Genomic DNA, 19,243 nt, shown 5'->3' with positions numbered 1-19,243 from the left:
AGACAAGTACTGTCATTCCGGGTAGATAGTGACCGAATGGATACCATGACGACCAGGAGGCGGAGCCGATGAGGGAGAAGACCGAGCGGATCGTCCGGGAGTGGGGCGACGCGTGCGACGCGGAGATCTCGATCGCCGTCCTCGGCGGGGCCTGGAAGCCCAGCATCCTCAGCCTCCTCGATGAGCATGAGGTGCTGCGTTTCGGCGAGCTCAGCCGGCTTCTCGACGAGCCCACAGCCCGCGTGCTCACCCGTCAGCTGCGCGAGCTGGAGGATGACGGCCTGATCCTCCGCACGGTCTACCGGCAGGTGCCTCCCAAGGTCGAATACCGCCTCAGCGACCTCGGGCGCGGATCGATGCCGCTCGTCGAGGCGCTCACGAGCTGGGGTGCCGGCTACGCCGCGCATCAGCGACGCGAGCTGGCGCGGCTCGACTCCGAGCCCGAGGCACTCGACGCCGGCGTCGCCCGCTGACGGCCGACGCCGTCCGAAACAGCCGACACGCCGCCGATAGACTGGGAAGCATGTCCAAGGTCCTCCAGTCACTTCCCGTCGGCGAGCGCGTCGGCATCGCCTTCTCCGGAGGACTCGACACCTCCGTCGCCGTCGCGTGGATGCGCGACAAGGGCGCCGTCCCCTACACGTACACCGGTGATCTCGGTCAGTACGACGAAGACGACATCGAGTCGATCCCCGGCCGTGCCCTCGAGTACGGCGCCGAGGCCTCGCGCCTGGTCGACTGCAAGACCGCGCTGGTCGAAGAGGGCCTGGTGGCGCTCGCCTGCGGCGCCTTCCACATCCGCTCCGGCGGCCGCACCTACTTCAACACCACTCCCCTCGGCCGCGCCGTCACCGGCACGCTGCTGGTGCGCGCCATGAAGGAGGACGGCGTCGACATCTGGGGCGACGGCTCGACCTACAAGGGCAACGACATCGAGCGGTTCTACCGCTACGGCCTGCTCGCCAACCCGCGTCTGCGCGTGTACAAGCCGTGGCTGGATGCCGACTTCGTCACCGAGCTCGGCGGCCGCAAGGAGATGAGCGAGTGGCTCGTCGCCCACGACTTCCCCTACCGCGATTCGGTCGAGAAGGCGTACTCGACCGACGCCAACATCTGGGGCGCCACGCATGAGGCGAAGACGCTCGAGCACCTCGACGTCTCGCTCGAGACCGTCGACCCCATCATGGGCGTGAAGTTCTGGGACCCCTCGGTCGCGATCGAGACCGAGGACGTCTCCGTCACGTTCGAGGCCGGCCGCCCCGTCGCACTCAACGGCGTCGAGTACACCGACCCGGTGGCCCTGGTGCAGGAGGCCAACACGATCGGCGGACGCCACGGCCTCGGCATGAGCGACCAGATCGAGAACCGCATCATCGAGGCGAAGTCGCGCGGCATCTACGAGGCCCCGGCCATGGCGCTGCTCTTCATCGCCTACGAGCGCCTCGTCAACGGCATCCTGAACGAGGACACCCTCGCGACCTACCACGAGCAGGGTCGCCGCCTCGGCCGACTGATGTACGAGGGCCGCTGGCTCGAGCCGCAGTCGCTCATGCTGCGCGAGTCCATCCAGCGCTGGGTCGGCCTCACGATCTCGGGCACCGTGACGATCCGCCTGCGCCGCGGTGACGACTGGACGATCCTCGACACCACCTCGCCGAACCTGTCGTACGGCCCCGAGAAGCTCTCGATGGAGCGCGTCGGCGACGCCGCCTTCGGCCCGGTCGACCGCATCGGCCAGCTCACCATGCGCAACCTCGACATCGCCGACTCGCGCGCACGCCTCGAGCAGTACGCGGGCCTCGGCCTCGTGGGCGGCGCGACCGGCGAGCTCGTCGGTCGCGTCACCGCCGGCGAGTCCGGCGAGATCACGGGTTCCGTCGAAGAGGTCGACGAGAACTTCGCCGACGCGGTCGACACCGCATCCGAGGGCGCTGCCTTCGACTCCGGCACCGACTGACGTCAAGGGTTCTGCAGAAGGGGGCGGATGCTGCGGCATCCGCCCCCTTTTCTGTCTGTGCCCGCCGCTCGCCGTTCACGATTCAGCATGAGCGCCGGGATTCGGGTCCGCATGGTGCTGATTGCGGCTTTAAGCGCCCATCCGTGCTGAGTTGTGAACGGCCCACCGTTCAGACCCTGAGAGTCCCCCGAGTTATCTTGCACACGGCTGTGCACAATACGTAGAATAGGGGCATGACAACCCGTGCTCCCCGTCGCGACTCCGTCGAGAACCGCGCCGGAATCCTCGACGCGGCCCGCGCCACCCTCGCCACCGACCCCCGGGCGTCGATCGACGTCATCGCGCGCAGCGCCGGCCTCTCCCGCCGCACGCTCTACGGCCACTTCGACGACCGAGAGGCTCTGATCCGCGAGCTGATCTCGGTCGGAGCGCAGCGCTTCAACGCGATCGCCGAATCCGTCACCGACGCCGACTCACGCATCGCGCTGGCCCGCCTCGCCGCACGACTCTGGCAGGAGGCCGCGCACGTTCAGGTCGCAGCCGCGCTCGCCCTCGACGAAGCCCACGTGCAGCACACCGCAGACGCCCTGGCCCCGCTGCGCCGCACCGTCGCCGCCCTCGCGCGTCGCGGGCAGGAAGACGGCAGCTTCCGCACAGACCTCTCTGCCCCGACCCTCGCCCGCCTCATCGAAGAGGTCGCCCGCACGGTCGTCTCGCGCACGGACGCATCGAGCACCGGGGCAGCCGATCTCGCGGTTCGCACTCTGCTCAGCATCGCCGGACTCTCGTGGCGCGAGGCCGACGAGCTGTTGAGCGCGCACCCGGACATCGTCGAATCACAGGAGGTCAGCGCATGAGGGTCACCCTGCACGACGTGAGCAAGGGGCGCGGTGGTCAGGCGCTGCCGACGACGAGCCTCGAGTTCCACAGCGGAGCCGTGCGCTTCGCCCTCGCCGAGACCGAGCAGCGCCCGACGGTGCTGGGCCTCATCGCCAGCGGTCGGATGCGGCCGGACACCGGGCGCGTGACGATCGACGGCGACGCGGACAACCGCGCGCTGCGCCGCACGATCGCGCTCGTCGACGCCCCCGACGTGAGCGATCCCCACGCCGACATCACCCTCGCGGGCGTCGTCGGCGAAGAGCTCATGTTCGCCGGCGTCGGCGCCACCCCTCTGCACGCACGGCGCTGGCTGAATCAACTCGGCTTCGGCGAGCTCGCCGGCGTGGCGATCGGCAACGTCGATCCCGCCGCACGGGTGCGCATCCTCTGCGAACTCGCGATCCTCCGCACGGGCACCGAAGGAATCGTGCTCGTCTCGCCCGACCGTCACGGCGGCAGCCCGGACGGCTGGTGGCGGATCGCGTCGGAGTTCGCCGACCGCGGGTACGCGATGCTCGTCGTCATCGGCGGATCCGCCGCGGTCGCCCTCGAGCGCATGCACGAACTCGAGGCGATCAACGCGTCCGGACCGGTCGAGCCGCTCGTGCTCGACCTGCCCGGCGGCTCTGAACCCGAGCCTGAGCCAGACTCCGAGGCCGAGCCCGAGCCGGTGCCCGAACCGGATCCCGAGCCCGACCCTGAGCCAGAGCCCGAGGCGGAAGACCCGGACGAGCGCCCCGCGACACCGCATGCCGACGCCGAGCACGCGGATGCTCTCGGCTCTCCCCCGGCCGACGACGAAGACCCACCCGCAGAACGTGAGCCGAACACGACAGAGAACGGAGGCGAGCGATGAAGGTTCCCGCCATGATCGCCGCCGAGCTGCGGCGCCTCACCGCGAGCAGGATGGGCGTGATCGCCCTGATCGCGCTGGTCTGCGTGCCCATCCTCTACGGCGGCCTGTACCTCTGGGCCAACCAGGACCCGTACGCGAAGTTCCCGGAGGTCCCCGTCGCGCTGGTCGTCGATGACAGCGGAGCCCCCGAGCCCACCACGGGAACGGATGCCGCCACCGGCGAGACCGTGAACTACGGCGAGGACGTCGCCGACAACCTCATCGACGGCAACGCCTTCGACTGGCAGCGGATGTCGGCAGACGAGGCCGCCGACGCATTGCGGGAGGGAACGGTCGACTTCACCGTCACGATCCCCGCCGACTTCTCGTCGGCCTTGACCTCGGCCGCGGGCGACGACCCCCACCAGGCGCGCATCGAGCTCGAGACCAACGACGCGAACAACTACCTCGCGTCGTCGATGGGCACGCAGGCGGTGGAGAAGATCCGCAGCTCGGTCGCCGAGATGGTGGGCAGCGAGGCCGCAGAGCGCCTGCTCACCGGCCTCAGCGAGGTGCGCGACAACCTCGTGACCGCGGTCGACGGAGCGACCCAGCTCGCCGACGGCGCCGACACCGCCGCCACCGGCAGTGCGACGCTCGCAGACGGAACCTCTCAGCTCGCCGCGGGCACGTCGCAGCTCGCGGGCGGCGCGTCCGAGCTCGCCGGTGGTGCGGCGACGCTGGCGTCGGGGGCTCAGCAGGTCAGTGACGGCAACCGGCAGCTGGCCGACGTCGCGGACCGGGCCGGATCGGCTGTGCAGCAGGCGACGGATGCTCTGCCCCAGGCGCGCGACGACATCGCCACCGTGCTCACGGATCAGGGCCTGACGCCGGAGCAGATCGATCGGGTCCTCACGACCCTCGATCCCCTCGCGACACGACTCCAGGAGGGCAACTCGACCGTGCAGAACGCGGTCGACAAGGTCGACCAGCTTGCCGCAGGAGCGGACTCGGTGGCATCCGGCGCCTCGCAGCTCGCCGGCGGCGCGCAGACCCTGGCCAGCGGCGCGCAGACCGTCGCCACCGGCGCGGCGGCCGCGAACGACGGCGCGGCCCAACTGCGCGACGGGCTCGGCACCCTCGCGTCAGGCACGGCCGAGTTGCGCGACGGGCTCTCGGACGGTGTGCAGCAGATCCCCGTCTCGACGCCGGAGCTCCGCACGCTGCAGGCCGACACGATCGCCGACCCGGTCAAGGTCTCGAGCGACAAGGTCGCCTCCGCCGAGGACTACGGCGCCGGTCTCGCACCGTTCTTCGCCGCACTGTCGGCCTGGATCGGCATCTACGCCCTGTTCCTCATCGTGAAGCCGATCTCCCGCCGCGCGGTCACGGCGCTGCACTCTCCGATCCGAGTGACGCTCGCCGGGTGGCTCACCCCGGCGATGCTCGGCGCGGTGCAGATGCTGGGGCTCATGGGCATCCTGGCGATCACCCTGGGCTTCACGTTCAACAACCCCATCGGCACCTTGGGCGTGATGATCTTCGCGTCGGCGACCTTCGCGGCGATCATCCTCGCCCTCAACGTCTGGCTCGGTTCCGTGGGGCAGTTCCTCGGACTCGTGCTCATGGTTCTGCAGCTCGTCACCGCGGGCGGCACGTTCCCCTGGCAGACCCTCCCCGCCCCGCTGGCCGCGCTCCATCACGTGCTGCCGCTCGGCTACGTCGTCGACGCCATGCGGCAGCTGATGTACGGCGGCAGCCTCGGCCGGGCGGGCTGGGATCTGGTGGTGCTGGGCATCTGGCTGGTCGGCGCGCTGCTGCTCGCCGCCATCGGAGTGACGCGCATGACGCACCGGCGCACGCTGCGCGACCTGCAGCCGAGCCTGATCGGCTGACACTGAGGGCGGGGGCGAGAACACCCCCGCCCGCGAATGCTTTATGGGTAGTATTCCGGAAGCGTCTGTTGAGACGCGCTCTGGGACTCTCTGGGACTGAGTTCCGCCATGCCACCCGAAAGAGTTCTCGAAGATGACAACCCATTCGACCGAGATCGTCGACCCGTCGCGCCCTTCCCTGGGTGCTCGCATCGGCCGCATCGTGTTCCTCGTCGTCGCTGCGATCGTGGTGGTCGCCGTCGCCGGCGCCTTCTTCGTGACCTGGACCATCCAGCGCTCGTTCCCGCAGACCGACGGCACCCTGTCGCTCGACGGGCTGCAGGCCGAGGTCACGGTGCAGCGCGACGCCAGCGGCATCCCGACCATCACCGCCGACTCATCGCACGATCTCTTCTACGCCCAGGGCTTCGTGCACGCGCAGGACCGATTCTTCGAGATGGACTTCCGCCGGCACGTCACGGCGGGACGCGTGGCCGAGATGTTCGGCGAATCGCAGGCCGGGACCGATGCCTTCCTCCGCACGCTCGGCTGGCGCAAGGTCGCCGAGGCCGAGGTCGAGGCGATGGACGACGTCACCCGCGGCTACTACGAGGCCTACGCCGACGGCGTCAACGCCTACCTCTCCTCCCGCTCGGGCGCCGAGCTGTCGCTCGAATATGCCGTTCTCGGAATACAGAACCCGGAGTACGCGCCGGAGCCCTGGGAAGCCGCCGATTCGGTGGCGTGGCTCAAGGCGATGGCCTGGGATCTCCGCGGCAACGTCGAAGACGAGGTCGAGCGCTCGCTCCTGGCCGCACAGCTGGCGGAGACCTCCGACGCCGCCGGGATCACCACGACGCTCGACGAGCTGTACCCGCCGTATCCGTTCGAGGATCACCCCGTCATCGTCCCCGAGATCTCGACCGCCCCGATCACCGAGGCCGGTGCCGAGCCCGCCGCGTTCACGACCGATGAGAACGACGGCGAGATGCAGCAGGCGGCGACGACGATCCAGTGGCAGGAGGCGTCGGACGTGATCGAGGCGGCGAGTCTGCTCGTCGGGGATGTCGGCGAGGGCATCGGATCGAACTCGTGGGTCGTGTCCGGGGACCTCACCGACACCGGCATGCCGCTGCTCGCCAACGACCCGCACCTGGGCGCATCACTCCCCTCGGTCTGGTACCAGGTGCAGCTCCGGTGCAGCGAGGTCACCGACGACTGCCCGTTCGACATGGGCGGTTTCTCGTTCTCGGGTCTCCCCGGCATCGTGATCGGCCACAACCAGCAGGTCACCTGGGGCTTCACCAACCTGACCACCGACGTCACCGACCTCTACGTCGAGCGGATCGAGGGCGACCAGTACTGGCGCGACGGCGCGCTGGTGCCGATCGACGAGACCACCGAGACGATCGCGGTGGCCGGGGGCGACGACATCGATCTCACGATCCGGTCGACCGTGCACGGACCGATCATCTCGGGTCTCACCGACGACTTCACCGCGATCGCCGACGACCCTGAGCCGGGCCTCGCCGCCGGCGGTGCCACAGGTCCGGCGCCCACCGGCACCGCGTCGGAGGGAGCCGAGTACGCGGTCAGCCTGCGCTGGACGGCGCTCGACCCCGGCACGGCCGCGACCGCGATCTTCGCTCTGTCGACCGCCCAGGACTTCGAGGAGTTCCGCGCGGCGGCCGCGCTGTTCGATGTGCCGGCACAGAACCTCATCTATGCGGACGTCGAAGGCAACATCGGCTATCAGACCCCCGGACGCCTCCCCGTGCGCGGGGCCGGCGACGGATGGATGCCGCAGCCCGGCTGGGACAGCAGCTACGACTGGACCGGATTCATCCCGTTCGACGAACTGCCGGTGTCATACAACCCGGCATCCGGGTACATCGTGACCGCGAACAACGCGATCGTCACCGACGACTACCCCTACTTCCTCTCACGGGACTGGGACTACGGCTACAGGGCCGATCGCATCGCGCACCTGATCGAGCGACGCGCCGCCGCCGCACCGCTCACCGCCCAGGACATGCGGGAGATCCAGATGGACAGCGAGATGTGGATCGGCAAGCGACTCGCAACGGAGATGGAGGATGTGGAGGTGACGGGTGCGGGGACTGCAGATGCCGTGGCGCTGCTGCGCTCGTGGGACGCACAGAACGACGCGGGGTCGGCCGCGGCCGCCTACGCGAACGTCCTCTGGTCGAACCTCGTGCAGAACCTGTTCGCCGAACGCGACCAGCCCCTGCCGATCGACGGCCAGGGTCGACTCTTCACCGTCGTCGCGGATCTTCTCGACGACCCCTCCGACCCGCTCTGGACCAACCCGAGCATCGATGTCGCGGGCATGGACGAGATGCTCGCCCTGTCGGCCGAGGAAGCGTACGACGAGCTCTCCGCGGTTCAGGGCGACGTCGTCACCGCATGGAGGTGGGGCGACCTGCACGCGATCACCCTCACGAGCGACACCCTCGGGTCCTCCGGCATCGCCCCGATCGAAGCCCTCTTCAACCGCGGCCCCTACGCCGTCAGCGGCGGCGCGTCCGTGGTCAACGCCACCGGCTGGGAGCTCGGCACGTCGTACGCCACGACCACCGTGCCGTCGATGCGGATGGTCGTCGACCTCTCCGATCTCGACGCCTCGACCTGGATCCACCTCACCGGCGCATCCGGACACGCGTTCGACGAGCACTACGTCGATCAGACGTCCGACTGGGCGGCGGGGATTCAGCGGCCGTGGGCGTTCACCGACGGGGCGGTCGATGCGGCGACGCGTCACACTCTGGTGCTGGCGCCGGCCGGTTAGCCCGGGGCGGCTCTGCGGGCTCAGGCGGGAGCAGGCGTGGCGGATGCTGCGGCGCGGCGTGCGATGAGCCAGATGCCGATCGCTGCGGCGAGGAAGATCGCGGCGAGGATCACCCAGCCCACGAAGCCGAAGGTGATCGCGGTGGCGTTCACGACGATCGGCGACGCCAGGGCTCCGAGCGAGAAGCCCATGCCGAACACGCCCTGGTAGGCGCCCGCTCGCACAGGATCGGCGAGCTCGAAGCTGAGACCCCAGGCTCCGGCCTGCGACAGGATCTCGGCGAACGTGTGCGCGATCATGCCGACGATGAGGATGACGATCGCCGCCCATGCCGGAAGCCCCGCGGCGAGCGCGTAGATCAGGCAGGCGGAGACCATCAGCCAGCCGGCGATCATCGTCACCCTGCCGGCGATCCGCAGGTCGTGCGTGCCACGGGAGGCACGCACCTGGAACAGCACGACCAGCGCGGTGTTGACGATCAGGAGCACTGCGAACGTGGCATCCGGGGCATTCGTGTACTCGCTGATCCACAGCGGCACCCCGAGTTCCGCGACTCCGAACTGCATGCCGAAGATCGCCGAGAGCGCGCTCAGCAGCAGGTACCTCGGGTCCCGCCACGGTGAGCGGCGGTTCCAGTCCCTGCGCTCGGCGGATGCCGCGGCCGTGGCGTGCGTGTCGATGGATCCCGTCTCGGTCAGCTGAGCCGCGGCCCGGTTGCGCGGCGGCGCGTCGACGGCCGATGTCAGCCGCAGGAGGGAGAGCGAGCCGAGCGCGCAGACGGCGCCCGCGCAGGCGATCACGACGCGGTAGGCCTCGGGTGTGCCGAGAGCCAGAGCGATCGCGCCGAATCCGGAGCCTGCCGCGATCGCGAGGTTCGTGACCGTGCGCAGCACCGCACGCGCGTGCACCCGCCGGTCCGGCGCGAAGCCCCGGGCGATGATCGCGGAACGAGCGGAATACCCCAGCGAGTCGAAGAAGCCCGAGAGGCTGGCGAGGACGAGCGCCGACACGAAGTCTCCGACGAACGCGTATGCGGCGAGCAGTACGCCACCTGCCATCTCGAAGCCGAAGGCGAGGCGTCGGGCGCTCCACCGGTCGGCGAGCCAGCCGCCGAGGAGCGACCCGACCACCCCGCATCCGCTCGACACGGCGAGCACCACCGCAGCGTGCGCGGGCGAGAGGCCGATGATCTGCGTGAAGAACAGCACGGTGACCGCGAGGAAGACGCCGCGGCCGATGCGTGAGACGGCCGTCGCGGCGACGAGCGCGCGCAGCACCGGATCGCGCAGCCCGTCGGCGATGCGCGCGATGACACCCTTGGTCGAGCCTGAGGTCTCGCCCTCCGACTCGATCTGATCGGGATCGGGGTTCGGCGAAGACACCCTTCATCCTCGCACGACGCAGGCTCGCCCCTCGTCGCACACCGGCACACGGCGTGCGTGGATCCCGGTTCGTCGCAGGGGTCCCACTCGGTTAGCGTTGAGGTGTGGTCTCCAGCTATCTCGCCCCGAAGGGCACCCCCGTCACGCTGCTCGAGTTCGAGCACGCCGGCGCGACGCTGATCGCGGAGACCTTCGGCGAAGGACCGCACACCTTCCTCCTGCTGCACGGCATCGGCATGGGACGCAGCGTCTACCTCGACGTCGTACAGCGGCTGAAAGGCCGGGTGATCGCACTCGACCTGCCCGGTTTCGGCGAAGCACCCGAGCCCGCTCGCACCTTCACCATGGAGCGTCACGCCGACCTCGTCGCCGCGTACCTCCGTCATGCCGACGAGGGCCCCGTCGTCGTCATCGGACACTCGATGGGCAGTCAGATCGCCGCGGAGCTCGCCGCCCGGCATCCCTCCCTCGTCGAGGGCGTCGTGCTCGCCGGTCCGACCGTCAACAAGGCCGCACGGAACGTCGCAGCGCAGGCGAGCTATCTCCTCACGGACCTGGTCGGCGAGCGCCCGCTCGTGATCTGGCGAGGTGCCCGCGAATATCTGCGCGGCGGCCCCCACCTCATCCGCAAGATCCGGGCGACCATCGTGCACGAGCCGGAGAAGGCGTTCGCGCGCATCGATCAGCCTGTGCTGGTGCTGCGCGGGGAAGACGACCCGCTCGCTCCGATGACCTGGTGCCAGGAGATCATCGACGAGATCCCGGGTGCCGATCTGCAGGTCATCCCGGATCACGGCCACGGCACGTTGATCAGCGACTCCGAGCCGGCCGCGCGCCTGATCCAGAGCTTCGCCGACGGCCTCTGACCCGTGCTCCGCACTTTTCCGTTCACAACTCAGCATGAACGCATGTGAGCCCCGTGATTCCGCTACTCGACCGCCGCTCCGCGGCGATTCCTGCTGAATTGTGAACGACGTGCGTCTACGAACCTCGGTCCGAGTGCAGCGATGACCTGCTCGAGAGCCTGCCTCACAGACGCCTGGTCACCGAAAATGTCTTTCGCAAGGGGCCGGACGGTCACGAAGCCGAGTCGGGCCGCGGCGATATCGCGCTCGCGATCCTGCATCTGCTTCTCCCACCCCTCGTGGAACTCCTTGCTGTCGCACTCGATGATCAACCAGCCGTCCACCACGAAGTCGACGTACCCGACGCCTTCGAGGTACACCTGGGTCTCATAGGCGACGCCCATCGTCCGGAGCAGCAACCGCATGAATGTCTCTGAGCCCGAGCCCGCCGACGGGTCGACCAGTGCGAGCAGCGGGCGGGATCGGGCGGGTAGAGCAGCGAACATCGCGACCAGATCGTCGCGGGTCAGGAGTCCGTGATGAAGCACACTGTCCAAGGTGGCAAGCGCCTCGCGCGGAGCCTGGCAGAGCACGGAGTGCGCGACGGCATCGATCAACGGAGCCGCATGAAGGCTCTCGCGAACGCTGGTCAGCGCCTTCCAATGGAGCACGACCTTTCCGTCCCTCGCCACACGTAGACGAGACGAACCCGGAGTCACGAGCACATGGAGCTCTCGGCAACGGAACACGAAGACACCGAGAAGGGCGAGGAGAGACAAGCATGAGACCCGCCCGCCGATGCGGACAGCCTCGACGATGTCCCGGTGCGTCGACGGCAGCGCATATCGATCGCGGCGCACGTGCTGGAGTTCTCCTCGGGCCACTGACTCGGCGATGAGACGCCCCGTGAGCCCTCGGTGCACCAGATCCGATCGACTGAAGACCGTGCGCGAATAGGTGTCTTTCGCGCGCTGAACGACCGTCTTCTGCTTATTTCCCATCGCAGAAGTGTGCAGACAAGGGACGGTGTCGATGTGCGTCGTCCAAGCAACAGTGGATGACCTGCACGGAACAGGGTTCCGTGTAGGAGAAGAAGCAATGACCGGTGTCGTTCACTACTCAGCATGGATCTCGTAACGAGCAGCCCTGAAGCCCCTTCGGCCCCACCGGCACAGGCTCATGCTGAATTGTGAACCGCAAGCGGCCCCGCACCGGCGTAAGACGTGCGTGGCGTCCGTCTCAGCGCAGCTGCGGGCGTGCGATCAGCCGGCGGCCGGCGGGGTCTGCTTCGACTCGGCGAGCTCGTCGACGACCAGGCTGCGCTCGTCGGTGGTGCCGTTGCGATATGCCTGCCGCCCGACGATGTGCGCGGACAGCGGCGCGGTGGCGAACTGCATGAGCACGACCGGGGCGACGAGCGCGAGCCCGAACAGGATTCCGCCGACCGTGCGCTGAGACAGCGCGATCGCGAGGCAGATGAGGATGAGGCCGAGCACCTGCGGTTTGGTCGCGGCGTGCAGCCGCGACGGCACGTCGCGGAATCGCAGCAGCCCGACCGCCGCCGACAGGCAGAGGATCGCGCCGAGCAGGATCAGCACGAGCACCGCGACGTCGATGACCACGTCGGGAATGGCGAGACCGAACACGTTCATGGTGTCGTGTTGTCCCTTCTGGCCACGAATCGGGCGACCGAGATCGAGCCGAAGACGCCGACCGCGGCGATGATCAGCATCACCGGGATGTTGCGGGTGTGGCCGTTGATGGCCATCTCGGCGCCGAGCACGCACATGACCTCGGTGAGCAGCACGTCGGAGGCCACCGCCCGGTCGAGGATCGAGGGCCCCCGCACGATGCGGATGATCGTCAGGATGGCGGCGACGCCGAAGACGACCATGATCGCGAGCATCAGCACATTCATCGGGCACCTCCGCCGGCGCGCGCCGCACGTTCGTCGGCCTTGAGGGCACGGTACTGCGCCGGGGCTCCGAGCGCACGCACGACCCGTCGCTCCCAGCGCAGCACGCCTTCGCGCTGCTTCTCGACATCGGCCATGCTGCGCACCCCGATCACGTGCAGATACAGCACCTGCCGGTCGCGATCGGCCTCGACGACGAGCGACCCGGGAACCAGCGACGACACCACGGACACGTGCGTCATCATCAGGTCGTCGGCGTAGCGCAGAGGAACGGCGATGATCGCGGCGCCGGGCTGATGCCGAAAGTCGAACACCTGCAGGGTGACCGCGACAGCGCCGCGGAGCACGGCGAAGAGGAACTGCACGATGAGCAACGCGGCGAACCAGATGTTGATGCGTCCGGAGAGCTCGACGGTGGGCAGCCGGAAGACACGGGTGACGAACACCGCGATGACCAGGCCCGAGACGAACGCCAGCACCGTGAACTGCCCCCACAGCAGCATCCAGAGCACGACGAGCCATGCCAGGAACGGCAGCTGCACGCGGATGTCCCGCCAGAAGTGGCGGCCGGTCTCGGTGGGGCTCATCCTTCCACCTCGTCTTCCAGCTGCACGAGGGTGACGGGGTCGAGCAGCGCCGCACCGATGCGGTCGCACAGGGCATACAGCGGGCCCGCGAACACGGTGAGCGCGATCGTCACCCCGACCATCCCGGCGGTCGCGATGGTCATGATCCGGGGGATGCGGCGGCGCTCCTGCTGCTCATCCGCGGCCGGGGCGTTGCCGAGGTACGAGATGCGCCCCTCGGTCTCGGTCGAGTCGTCCTCCTCGCGCCAGAACGCGAGGTTCCATGCTCGCATCAGCGCGTAGAGCGTGAGCAGCGAGGTGACGATGCCGCCGAAGATCAGCACGAGCATCAGCGGCGTTCCCACGGATGCTGCCGCTTCGAACAGCGCGAACTTTCCGATGAAGCCGGAGAACGGCGGCAGTCCGCCGAGGTTGATCGCGGGGATGAAGTAGAGCACCGCGATCACGGGCGCGACCTTGAGCAGTCCCTTCACGCGCAGGATGGACGTGCTTCCCGCCCTGCGCTCGATGAGACCGACCGCGAGGAACAGCGTCGTCTGCACGATGATGTGGTGGACGATGTAGTAGACCGTCGCGCCGATCGCCGCGGGGGTCGCTATCGCGAGGCCGAAGATCATGTAGCCGACGTGGCTCACCAGCGTGAACGACAGGATTCGTTTGAGCTCGGCCTGTGCGACAGCGCCGAGCACGCCCACGATCATGGTCGCCAACGCGATGATCAGGAGCACCGTGTCGATGCTGTTCTCGGCGAACAGCTGCGTCTCGGTGCGGATCAGCGCGTAGACGCCGACCTTGGTCAGCAATCCCGCGAACACCGCTGTGACGGGCGCCGGTGCCGTCGGGTACGAGTCGGGCAGCCAGAACGACACCGGGAAGATCGCGGCCTTGATGCCGAAGGCGATCACCAGCATGAGGTGCAGCACGAGCTGCGTCTCCTGCGGGAGCTCGGTCATGCGCTCGGCGATCTGGGCCATGTTCACGGTGCCGAGGGCACCGTAGATCATCGCGATCGAAGCGAGGAACAGGATCGACGAGACCAGGGAGACGACGATGTAGACGGCACCCGTGCGGATGCGGGACTCGGTGCTCCCGAGCGTTATCAGCACGTACGACGCCACGAGCAGGATCTCGAATCCGACGTACAGGTTGAAGAGGTCGCCCGCGATGAAGGCGTTGAAGATGCCGGCCGCGAGGATCAGGTACGACGGGTTGAAGATCGAGATCGGCGTCTCGTCGGTGCCGTCCGCGGCACCCTGACCGATCGAGAAGAGCAGGACCGCGAGCAGCACGATGCTCGAGATGAGCACGAGGAGCGCCGCGAGCCTGTCGACGTAGAGCACGATGCCGAAGGGCACCGGCCACCCGCCGACCGAGACCGCGAGCGGCTCGCCCGCATCGACGACGACCAGCAGCACGGCCGCGATGACCGAGACGATCGCGAGCGTGGCCACCGTGACGAAGGCCTGGAGGCGCGGATTGCGGCCGAAGATCAGGGTCACGGCGGCGCCGAGCAGCGGCAGGGCGACGAGCAAGGGGACGAGGGCGCTCATCGGCGGTCCTCCCCATCGTCGGTGTGCTCGGGTGCGCTGTCATCGGATGCCGTGTCAGCCGCCGTATCTCGAGCGGCGTCCGCCGCATCGGTCTCGTGGGCGTCCGACGCGTGCGTGTCGGCATCCGTCCGGAAAGCCGACGAGTGCGTCGAGTCCTCGGCGTCGTCGTCGGGCGGTGCCGACTCCCCGTCGAGGACGGCCGCGCCTGGACCGGCATCCACATCGGGATCCTGGTCGGACGCCGCGGACACAGCTCGAGGCGGGGTGGGCCGGTCGGTCGGAGCGTCGTCGTTGATCGCGGCGTGGTCGCGCATGTGCAGCACGGTGATCGGCGACGTCTGCACGCCGACGAAGTCCGTGGTCGCCTCGTCGTCCGCCGCGTCGGCCTCGTCGTCCATGAGGTCTTCGTCGGCATCGGTGCGCTCGCGGAGTGCGATGTCGGCCTCGTCGTCCTCGACGGTGTCGGCCTGACCCAGCTGCCACGAGCGGTAGATGAGGGCGAGGAGGAATGCCGAGACGGCGAACGTGATGACGATGGCGGTCAGGGTGAGCGCCTGGGGCAGCGGGTCGCTGAGCTCGCCCTCGGTTCCGAAGAAGGGCGCGTTGCCGGGCACTCCCATGACGATGAGGAGCAGCAGGTTCGTCGCGTTGCCGAGCAGCAGGAAGCCGATCAGCACGCGGGTGAGACTGCGCTCGAGCATCGCGTAGACGCCGCAGGCGAAGAGCACGGCCATGATCACGATCAGGGTGAGGGAGACATCCATCAGAGGGTCACCCCTCGCTCGCGGAACTCCTGCGCCTGACGGTCGACCTCGGCACCGAGGCTGCGCAGCACGTCGAGCACGAGGCCGATCACGACCAGGTACACACCGACATCGAAGATGGTCGAGGTGACGAACTCCATGTGGCCGATGCCGGGGATCTCCCACTCCCAGAAGTTGCTGGTGAGCGGCGCCAAGCCGAAGAACAGCGGCACGACCGCCGTGCCGACGGCGAGGATCAGACCGGCACCGAGCAGTCGCCCGGCATCCGTGGGTGCGGCAGCGCCCAGCTCCCAACGTCCACCGGCGACGTAGCGCATGACGAGCGCCATGCCCGCGACGAGACCTCCGGCGAAGCCTCCGCCTGGCAGGTTGTGGCCGGAGAAGAGCAGGAAGATCGACACGACGATGATCGTGTGGAAGAGGATGCGGACGATGACCTCGAGCAGGATCGACCTGTTCTCGGGCTTCATCTTCGGGCCGCCGACGAGCCAGGCGCGGGGGCTGCTCTCGTTCTCGTCGGTCTGGAAGCGCACGCCCTCGGTCGTCTCGACGAGCGGGCGGCTGAGCGTGCGACGGCGGCGCGCCTTGGGCAGCGTCTTCGTCGCGGAGAGCATGTCGGCGCGGTGCGTGACGAACACGAGAGACGCGACACCCGTGGCGGCGAGCACGAGCACCGACAGCTCGCCCATCGTGTCCCAGCCGCGCAGGTCGACCAGGGCGACGTTCACGACGTTCTTGCCGTGACCGATCTCGTACGCGAGCTTCGGGAATGCGGCGGAGATCGGATCCGCGACGCGGGACTGGGTCGCCACGATCGCGACCAGCGCCATCGTGAGCCCGACCCCGACACCGAGCAGGGCACGGGGAATGCGCCCGACAGAGGCGTTGTGCTCGCCCATCCGCGCGGGCAGGCGACGCAGCACCAGTGCGAAGGTGACCATCGTCACGGTCTCGACGAGGATCTGCGTGAGCGCGAGGTCGGGGGCGCCGCTGGTCGCGAACAGCACGACCATCCCGAGGCCGGTGATCGACACGAGCACGACGCCCGTGTATCTCTTCTGCGCGCGCACGGCCATGACGCCCGCGGCGGCCATCATCGGCGCGACCACGAGCTGCGTGGGCGTGTGCCAGGCCGAGAGCTGGAAGCGATCGATGTCGCTGGCGACGAGCGCCGTGATCTCGGCGGCGACGAACACCACGAAGATGGTGCCGACGTAGACCGGCAGAGAGCCGCGCTGGGTGAGCGTCGTGCTCAGCACCGAGAGTCGGTCGATACCGCGCATGACCAGGTAGTAGACGTCTGCGGCAGTGAAGCGGATCAGTCGCGCCTTGCGGTCCCATCCGGTGCGCAGCGTGAGGAGGAAGACCGCGGCGCCGAGCAGGATCGACAGGATCGAGATGCCGAGCGCCGGCTCGAGACCGTGCCAGAGCGCGAGGTGCCCGGGTCCTTCCGCGGCGACCCCCTCCGCATCGAGGCCCGGGGTGGCTGTGAGCGCGTATCCCTGGAGCGCGACGTCGAGAGCCGGTGCTCCGATCCCGGCGGCGAGCGTGAGCCCGGCGAGGATGATCGGCGCCGAGAGGAATCCGACGGGCGGGTCGGGCCAGGCGGTGTCGGGGAGGCGATCGCCCGCCGCATCGCGCTTGGTCCAGAAGGCACCCCAGAGGAAGCGGATGCCATATGCCGCCGTGAGCATGGACCCCAGGCTGACGCCGATGATCGCGACGAGCCCCCAGGGCGAGCCGTGCAGTGCGTCGTCCAGGAGCGCCGTGAGGGTCGACTCCTTCGCCACGAATCCGAGGGTCGGTGCGATGCCGGCCATTGATGCGATGGAGATGAATGCCGCTGTCGCCATGACGGGAGCCTGACGCCCGACGCCACTCAGCTCGGTGATGTCTCGCGTCGACAGCTGACGGTCGATCACTCCGACGATCAGGAACAGCGCCGACTTGAACAGCGCGTGCGCGATCACGAGTGCGAGACCGGCCAGCGCGCTCGCCTGGGTGCCGTAGCCGATCACGACCGAGAAGAAGCCCAGCTGGCTGACGGTGCCGAACGCGAGGATGCGCTTGAGGTCGGTCTCGCGCAGCGCCTGGATGCCGCCGATCAGCATCGTCAGGATGCCCAGCGAGATGATGATCGGCCGCCACGGACCGGTGAAGGCGAAGATCGGGGCGAAGCGCGCGATCAGGTAGATACCCGCCTTGACCATCGCCGCGGCGTGCAGGTAGGCGCTCACGGGAGTGGGCGCCGCCATCGCACCGGGCAGCCAGAAGTGGAAGGGGAAGATCGCGGACTTGCTGATCGCGCCGACGAGGAGCATCACGACGGCGGCGTCGACGATGGCGCCTGTGGGTGCGATCTCGAGGATCTCGCGGATGCTCGAGGTACCCGCGTCGACCACGAGCAGCACGACTCCGACGAACATCACGAGCCCGCCGAGAGTGGTGACCAGGAGCGCCTGCAGTGCTGCTCGTCGGCTGGCGGCGCGGCGTCGGTAGTGCCCGATGAGGAGGTACGAGAGGATGCTCGTCACCTCCCAGAACATCACGAGCATGACGAGGTCGTCGGTCAGGACGAGGCCGTACATCGCACCCGCGAACCCGAGCAGCACGCCCGCGAACTGGCCGATGCCGGCGGAGTCGTCATGGAAGTACCAACGGCAGTACAGCAGCACGAGAGCACCGACGCCGGTGACGATGAGCGTCAGCACCCAGCCGAGCACGTCCATGTTCATGGACAGATTCAGTCCGAGCTGCGGGATCCACGCGACCGAGACGAAGGGCGTCGGTCCGTCGAGCACCTGAGGGGTGAGGACGAGGGCGTGGATGAATGCCGCGGCGGGAATGAGAGCCGCGATGGCGAATGCCTGGGATCCCAGCCAGCGCACCAGAACGGGCATCAGGATCGACCCGAGGAGGAACACGGCGAGGAGCGTCAGCATATACGCGGCTCCTCAAAGCTCGTCGGCCGGGGGCGGCGCAGGCGGGCGGGCGGGTGTCGATATCGAGTTTACCTTGATATTCCGCGCTTCAGGGTCGATCATGTCGGCGCCCGACCATGCAAATGGTCGGTTTCCCCCGGATTTTCGGACAATTTGCGCGATCTCGCACGCAGAATCAGCTCATTCGGATGCGTTCTCAGCCTGCCGAGCGAGCGCCGGACCGAGACGGTCGTACGAGTTCGCGATGTGCATCCTCATCGCCGCGGCGGCGGCTTCGGGGTCGCGTCGGCGCAGCGCGTCGAGGATGCTCTCGTGCTCGCTCACAGTGTCGTCTTCGAAGTCGTGGCGGAAGTTCAGCCGGTAGAGGTGCATGTGCGCACGCAGCCGCACGATGGCCTCCGACAGCAGCGGACTCTGCGCACTCTCCGCGATCAGGTGATGGAAGTGCAGATCCTCGTCGATGAACCGCCGATAGTTGCGGAAGCGCTCGTCCTCATCGGGTGCCGACGCTGTACGCATCGTCACCACGGACTCCGCCAGCTCGATCTCGGTCTCGTGGTCGAGGTGCGACGATGCACGCCGCGCCGCCTCCGGCTCCAGCAGCTCGCGCATGTCGTACAGATCGCGCAGGCCCGCCGCGTCGAGCAGAGGAGCTGCGACATAGCCCTTCAGCGCCCGCTTCGCGACGAGCCCTTCGGACTCGAGCCGCGTCAGCGCCTCGCGCACGGGCGTCGGAGACACGTCGAGGTCGCGGGCGACCGCGTCGATGTTGACCTTGGCGCCCGGTTCGATGACCTGGTCCATGAGCAGGCCGAGCACCGCGTCGTACACGTCGTCGACGAGCGCGCGCCGTGCCGGAAGCGGCCTCGGTCCGCGTGCCTCGTCGTCGCCGAACATGAGT

General features: G+C 68.5%; 15 protein-coding genes and 1 pseudogene. 7 read left to right on the top strand and 9 right to left on the bottom strand.

The window, feature by feature from the left end; translation table 11 throughout:
* The first annotated feature begins 68 nt into the window (after positions 1 to 68).
* The 6 genes from SOM10_RS08220 to SOM10_RS08195 all read left to right on the top strand — a co-directional run bounded on the left by SOM10_RS08220 (position 69) and on the right by SOM10_RS08195 (position 8,357).
* Complete coding sequence (locus SOM10_RS08220) at positions 69 to 473, top strand: helix-turn-helix domain-containing protein (RefSeq protein ID WP_320489432.1); 405 nt, start codon at positions 69 to 71, stop codon at positions 471 to 473.
* A gap of 50 nt (positions 474 to 523) precedes the next feature.
* The gene (gene argG / locus SOM10_RS08215) at positions 524 to 1,957 is read left to right on the top strand and encodes an argininosuccinate synthase (RefSeq protein ID WP_056275848.1); all 1,434 of its coding nucleotides are present in this window, start codon (positions 524 to 526) and stop codon (positions 1,955 to 1,957) included.
* Positions 1,958 to 2,190: 233 nt separating this feature from the next.
* Entirely contained in the window at positions 2,191 to 2,814 is a 624-nt protein-coding gene (locus SOM10_RS08210) for a TetR/AcrR family transcriptional regulator (protein ID WP_053098320.1), read from the top strand.
* The gene (locus tag SOM10_RS08205) at positions 2,811 to 3,695 is read left to right on the top strand and encodes a hypothetical protein (protein WP_320489429.1); all 885 of its coding nucleotides are present in this window, start codon (positions 2,811 to 2,813) and stop codon (positions 3,693 to 3,695) included. The genes SOM10_RS08210 and SOM10_RS08205 overlap by 4 nt, the downstream gene beginning before the upstream one ends.
* On the top strand, positions 3,692 to 5,569 hold the full coding sequence (locus SOM10_RS08200) for a YhgE/Pip domain-containing protein (protein ID WP_320489428.1): 1,878 nt from the start codon (positions 3,692 to 3,694) through the stop codon (positions 5,567 to 5,569). The genes SOM10_RS08205 and SOM10_RS08200 overlap by 4 nt, the downstream gene beginning before the upstream one ends.
* 133 nt (positions 5,570 to 5,702) lie before the next feature.
* Positions 5,703 to 8,357: a penicillin acylase family protein gene (locus tag SOM10_RS08195; RefSeq protein ID WP_320489426.1), complete on the top strand. Its 2,655-nt coding sequence runs from the start codon at positions 5,703 to 5,705 to the stop codon at positions 8,355 to 8,357.
* 20 nt (positions 8,358 to 8,377) lie between these two features.
* On the opposite strand, the gene SOM10_RS08190 is transcribed toward SOM10_RS08195, so the two are convergent.
* Positions 8,378 to 9,739 (bottom strand): MFS transporter, encoded by a 1,362-nt coding sequence (locus tag SOM10_RS08190; protein WP_315985256.1) that lies wholly within the window; start codon positions 9,737 to 9,739, stop codon positions 8,378 to 8,380.
* Positions 9,740 to 9,843: 104 nt separating this feature from the next.
* On the opposite strand from SOM10_RS08190, the gene SOM10_RS08185 reads away from it, so the two are divergent.
* Positions 9,844 to 10,605 (top strand): alpha/beta fold hydrolase, encoded by a 762-nt coding sequence (locus tag SOM10_RS08185; RefSeq protein ID WP_072590437.1) that lies wholly within the window; start codon positions 9,844 to 9,846, stop codon positions 10,603 to 10,605.
* Between the two features lie 62 nt (positions 10,606 to 10,667).
* Here the strand turns inward: SOM10_RS08185 and SOM10_RS08180 are convergent, their stop codons facing one another.
* The 8 genes and pseudogenes from SOM10_RS08180 to SOM10_RS08145 form a co-directional block, all read right to left on the bottom strand.
* Positions 10,668 to 11,585, bottom strand: a complete 918-nt coding sequence (locus SOM10_RS08180) for a hypothetical protein (protein WP_320489423.1) — start codon at positions 11,583 to 11,585, stop codon at positions 10,668 to 10,670.
* Positions 11,586 to 11,846: 261 nt separating this feature from the next.
* Entirely contained in the window at positions 11,847 to 12,236 is a 390-nt protein-coding gene (gene mnhG, locus SOM10_RS08175; RefSeq protein WP_053098314.1) for a monovalent cation/H(+) antiporter subunit G, read from the bottom strand.
* Complete coding sequence (locus SOM10_RS08170) at positions 12,233 to 12,502, bottom strand: monovalent cation/H+ antiporter complex subunit F (protein ID WP_053098313.1); 270 nt, start codon at positions 12,500 to 12,502, stop codon at positions 12,233 to 12,235. The genes mnhG and SOM10_RS08170 overlap by 4 nt, the downstream gene beginning before the upstream one ends.
* Positions 12,499 to 13,086 (bottom strand): Na+/H+ antiporter subunit E, encoded by a 588-nt coding sequence (locus SOM10_RS08165; protein ID WP_053098312.1) that lies wholly within the window; start codon positions 13,084 to 13,086, stop codon positions 12,499 to 12,501. Before SOM10_RS08165 ends, SOM10_RS08170 begins: the two co-directional genes overlap by 4 nt.
* Positions 13,083 to 14,636, bottom strand: a complete 1,554-nt coding sequence (locus SOM10_RS08160) for a Na+/H+ antiporter subunit D (protein ID WP_056275836.1) — start codon at positions 14,634 to 14,636, stop codon at positions 13,083 to 13,085. Before SOM10_RS08160 ends, SOM10_RS08165 begins: the two co-directional genes overlap by 4 nt.
* 263 nt (positions 14,637 to 14,899) lie before the next feature.
* Positions 14,900 to 15,400 (bottom strand): annotated as a pseudogene (locus SOM10_RS08155) (Na(+)/H(+) antiporter subunit C); the annotation flags it as partial.
* On the bottom strand, positions 15,400 to 18,342 hold the full coding sequence (locus SOM10_RS08150; protein WP_072590435.1) for a Na+/H+ antiporter subunit A: 2,943 nt from the start codon (positions 18,340 to 18,342) through the stop codon (positions 15,400 to 15,402). The pseudogene SOM10_RS08155 and the gene SOM10_RS08150, both read right to left, overlap by 1 nt.
* Before the next feature lie 180 nt (positions 18,343 to 18,522).
* Positions 18,523 to 19,239, bottom strand: coding sequence for a GntR family transcriptional regulator (locus tag SOM10_RS08145; protein WP_320489419.1), 717 nt, complete (start codon positions 19,237 to 19,239; stop codon positions 18,523 to 18,525).
* Positions 19,240 to 19,243 lie beyond the last annotated feature (4 nt).

This window comes from Microbacterium sp. CFBP9023 (assembly GCF_034045055.1).
GTDB lineage: Bacteria > Actinomycetota > Actinomycetes > Actinomycetales > Microbacteriaceae > Microbacterium.
This window is presented reverse-complemented; position numbering and strand designations above follow the sequence as displayed.

Coding starts and splice junctions, on each gene's coding strand:
- SOM10_RS08220 (WP_320489432.1), top strand. CDS start 69: ATGAGGGAGAAGACCGAGCGGATCGTCCGGGAGTGGGGCGACGCGTGC.
- argG (WP_056275848.1), top strand. CDS start 524: ATGTCCAAGGTCCTCCAGTCACTTCCCGTCGGCGAGCGCGTCGGCATC.
- SOM10_RS08210 (WP_053098320.1), top strand. CDS start 2,191: ATGACAACCCGTGCTCCCCGTCGCGACTCCGTCGAGAACCGCGCCGGA.
- SOM10_RS08205 (WP_320489429.1), top strand. CDS start 2,811: ATGAGGGTCACCCTGCACGACGTGAGCAAGGGGCGCGGTGGTCAGGCG.
- SOM10_RS08200 (WP_320489428.1), top strand. CDS start 3,692: ATGAAGGTTCCCGCCATGATCGCCGCCGAGCTGCGGCGCCTCACCGCG.
- SOM10_RS08195 (WP_320489426.1), top strand. CDS start 5,703: ATGACAACCCATTCGACCGAGATCGTCGACCCGTCGCGCCCTTCCCTG.
- SOM10_RS08180 (WP_320489423.1), bottom strand. CDS start 11,585: ATGGGAAATAAGCAGAAGACGGTCGTTCAGCGCGCGAAAGACACCTAT.
- mnhG (WP_053098314.1), bottom strand. CDS start 12,236: ATGAACGTGTTCGGTCTCGCCATTCCCGACGTGGTCATCGACGTCGCG.
- SOM10_RS08170 (WP_053098313.1), bottom strand. CDS start 12,502: ATGAATGTGCTGATGCTCGCGATCATGGTCGTCTTCGGCGTCGCCGCC.
- SOM10_RS08165 (WP_053098312.1), bottom strand. CDS start 13,086: ATGAGCCCCACCGAGACCGGCCGCCACTTCTGGCGGGACATCCGCGTG.
- SOM10_RS08160 (WP_056275836.1), bottom strand. CDS start 14,636: ATGAGCGCCCTCGTCCCCTTGCTCGTCGCCCTGCCGCTGCTCGGCGCC.
- SOM10_RS08150 (WP_072590435.1), bottom strand. CDS start 18,342: ATGCTGACGCTCCTCGCCGTGTTCCTCCTCGGGTCGATCCTGATGCCC.
- SOM10_RS08145 (WP_320489419.1), bottom strand. CDS start 19,239: ATGTTCGGCGACGACGAGGCACGCGGACCGAGGCCGCTTCCGGCACGG.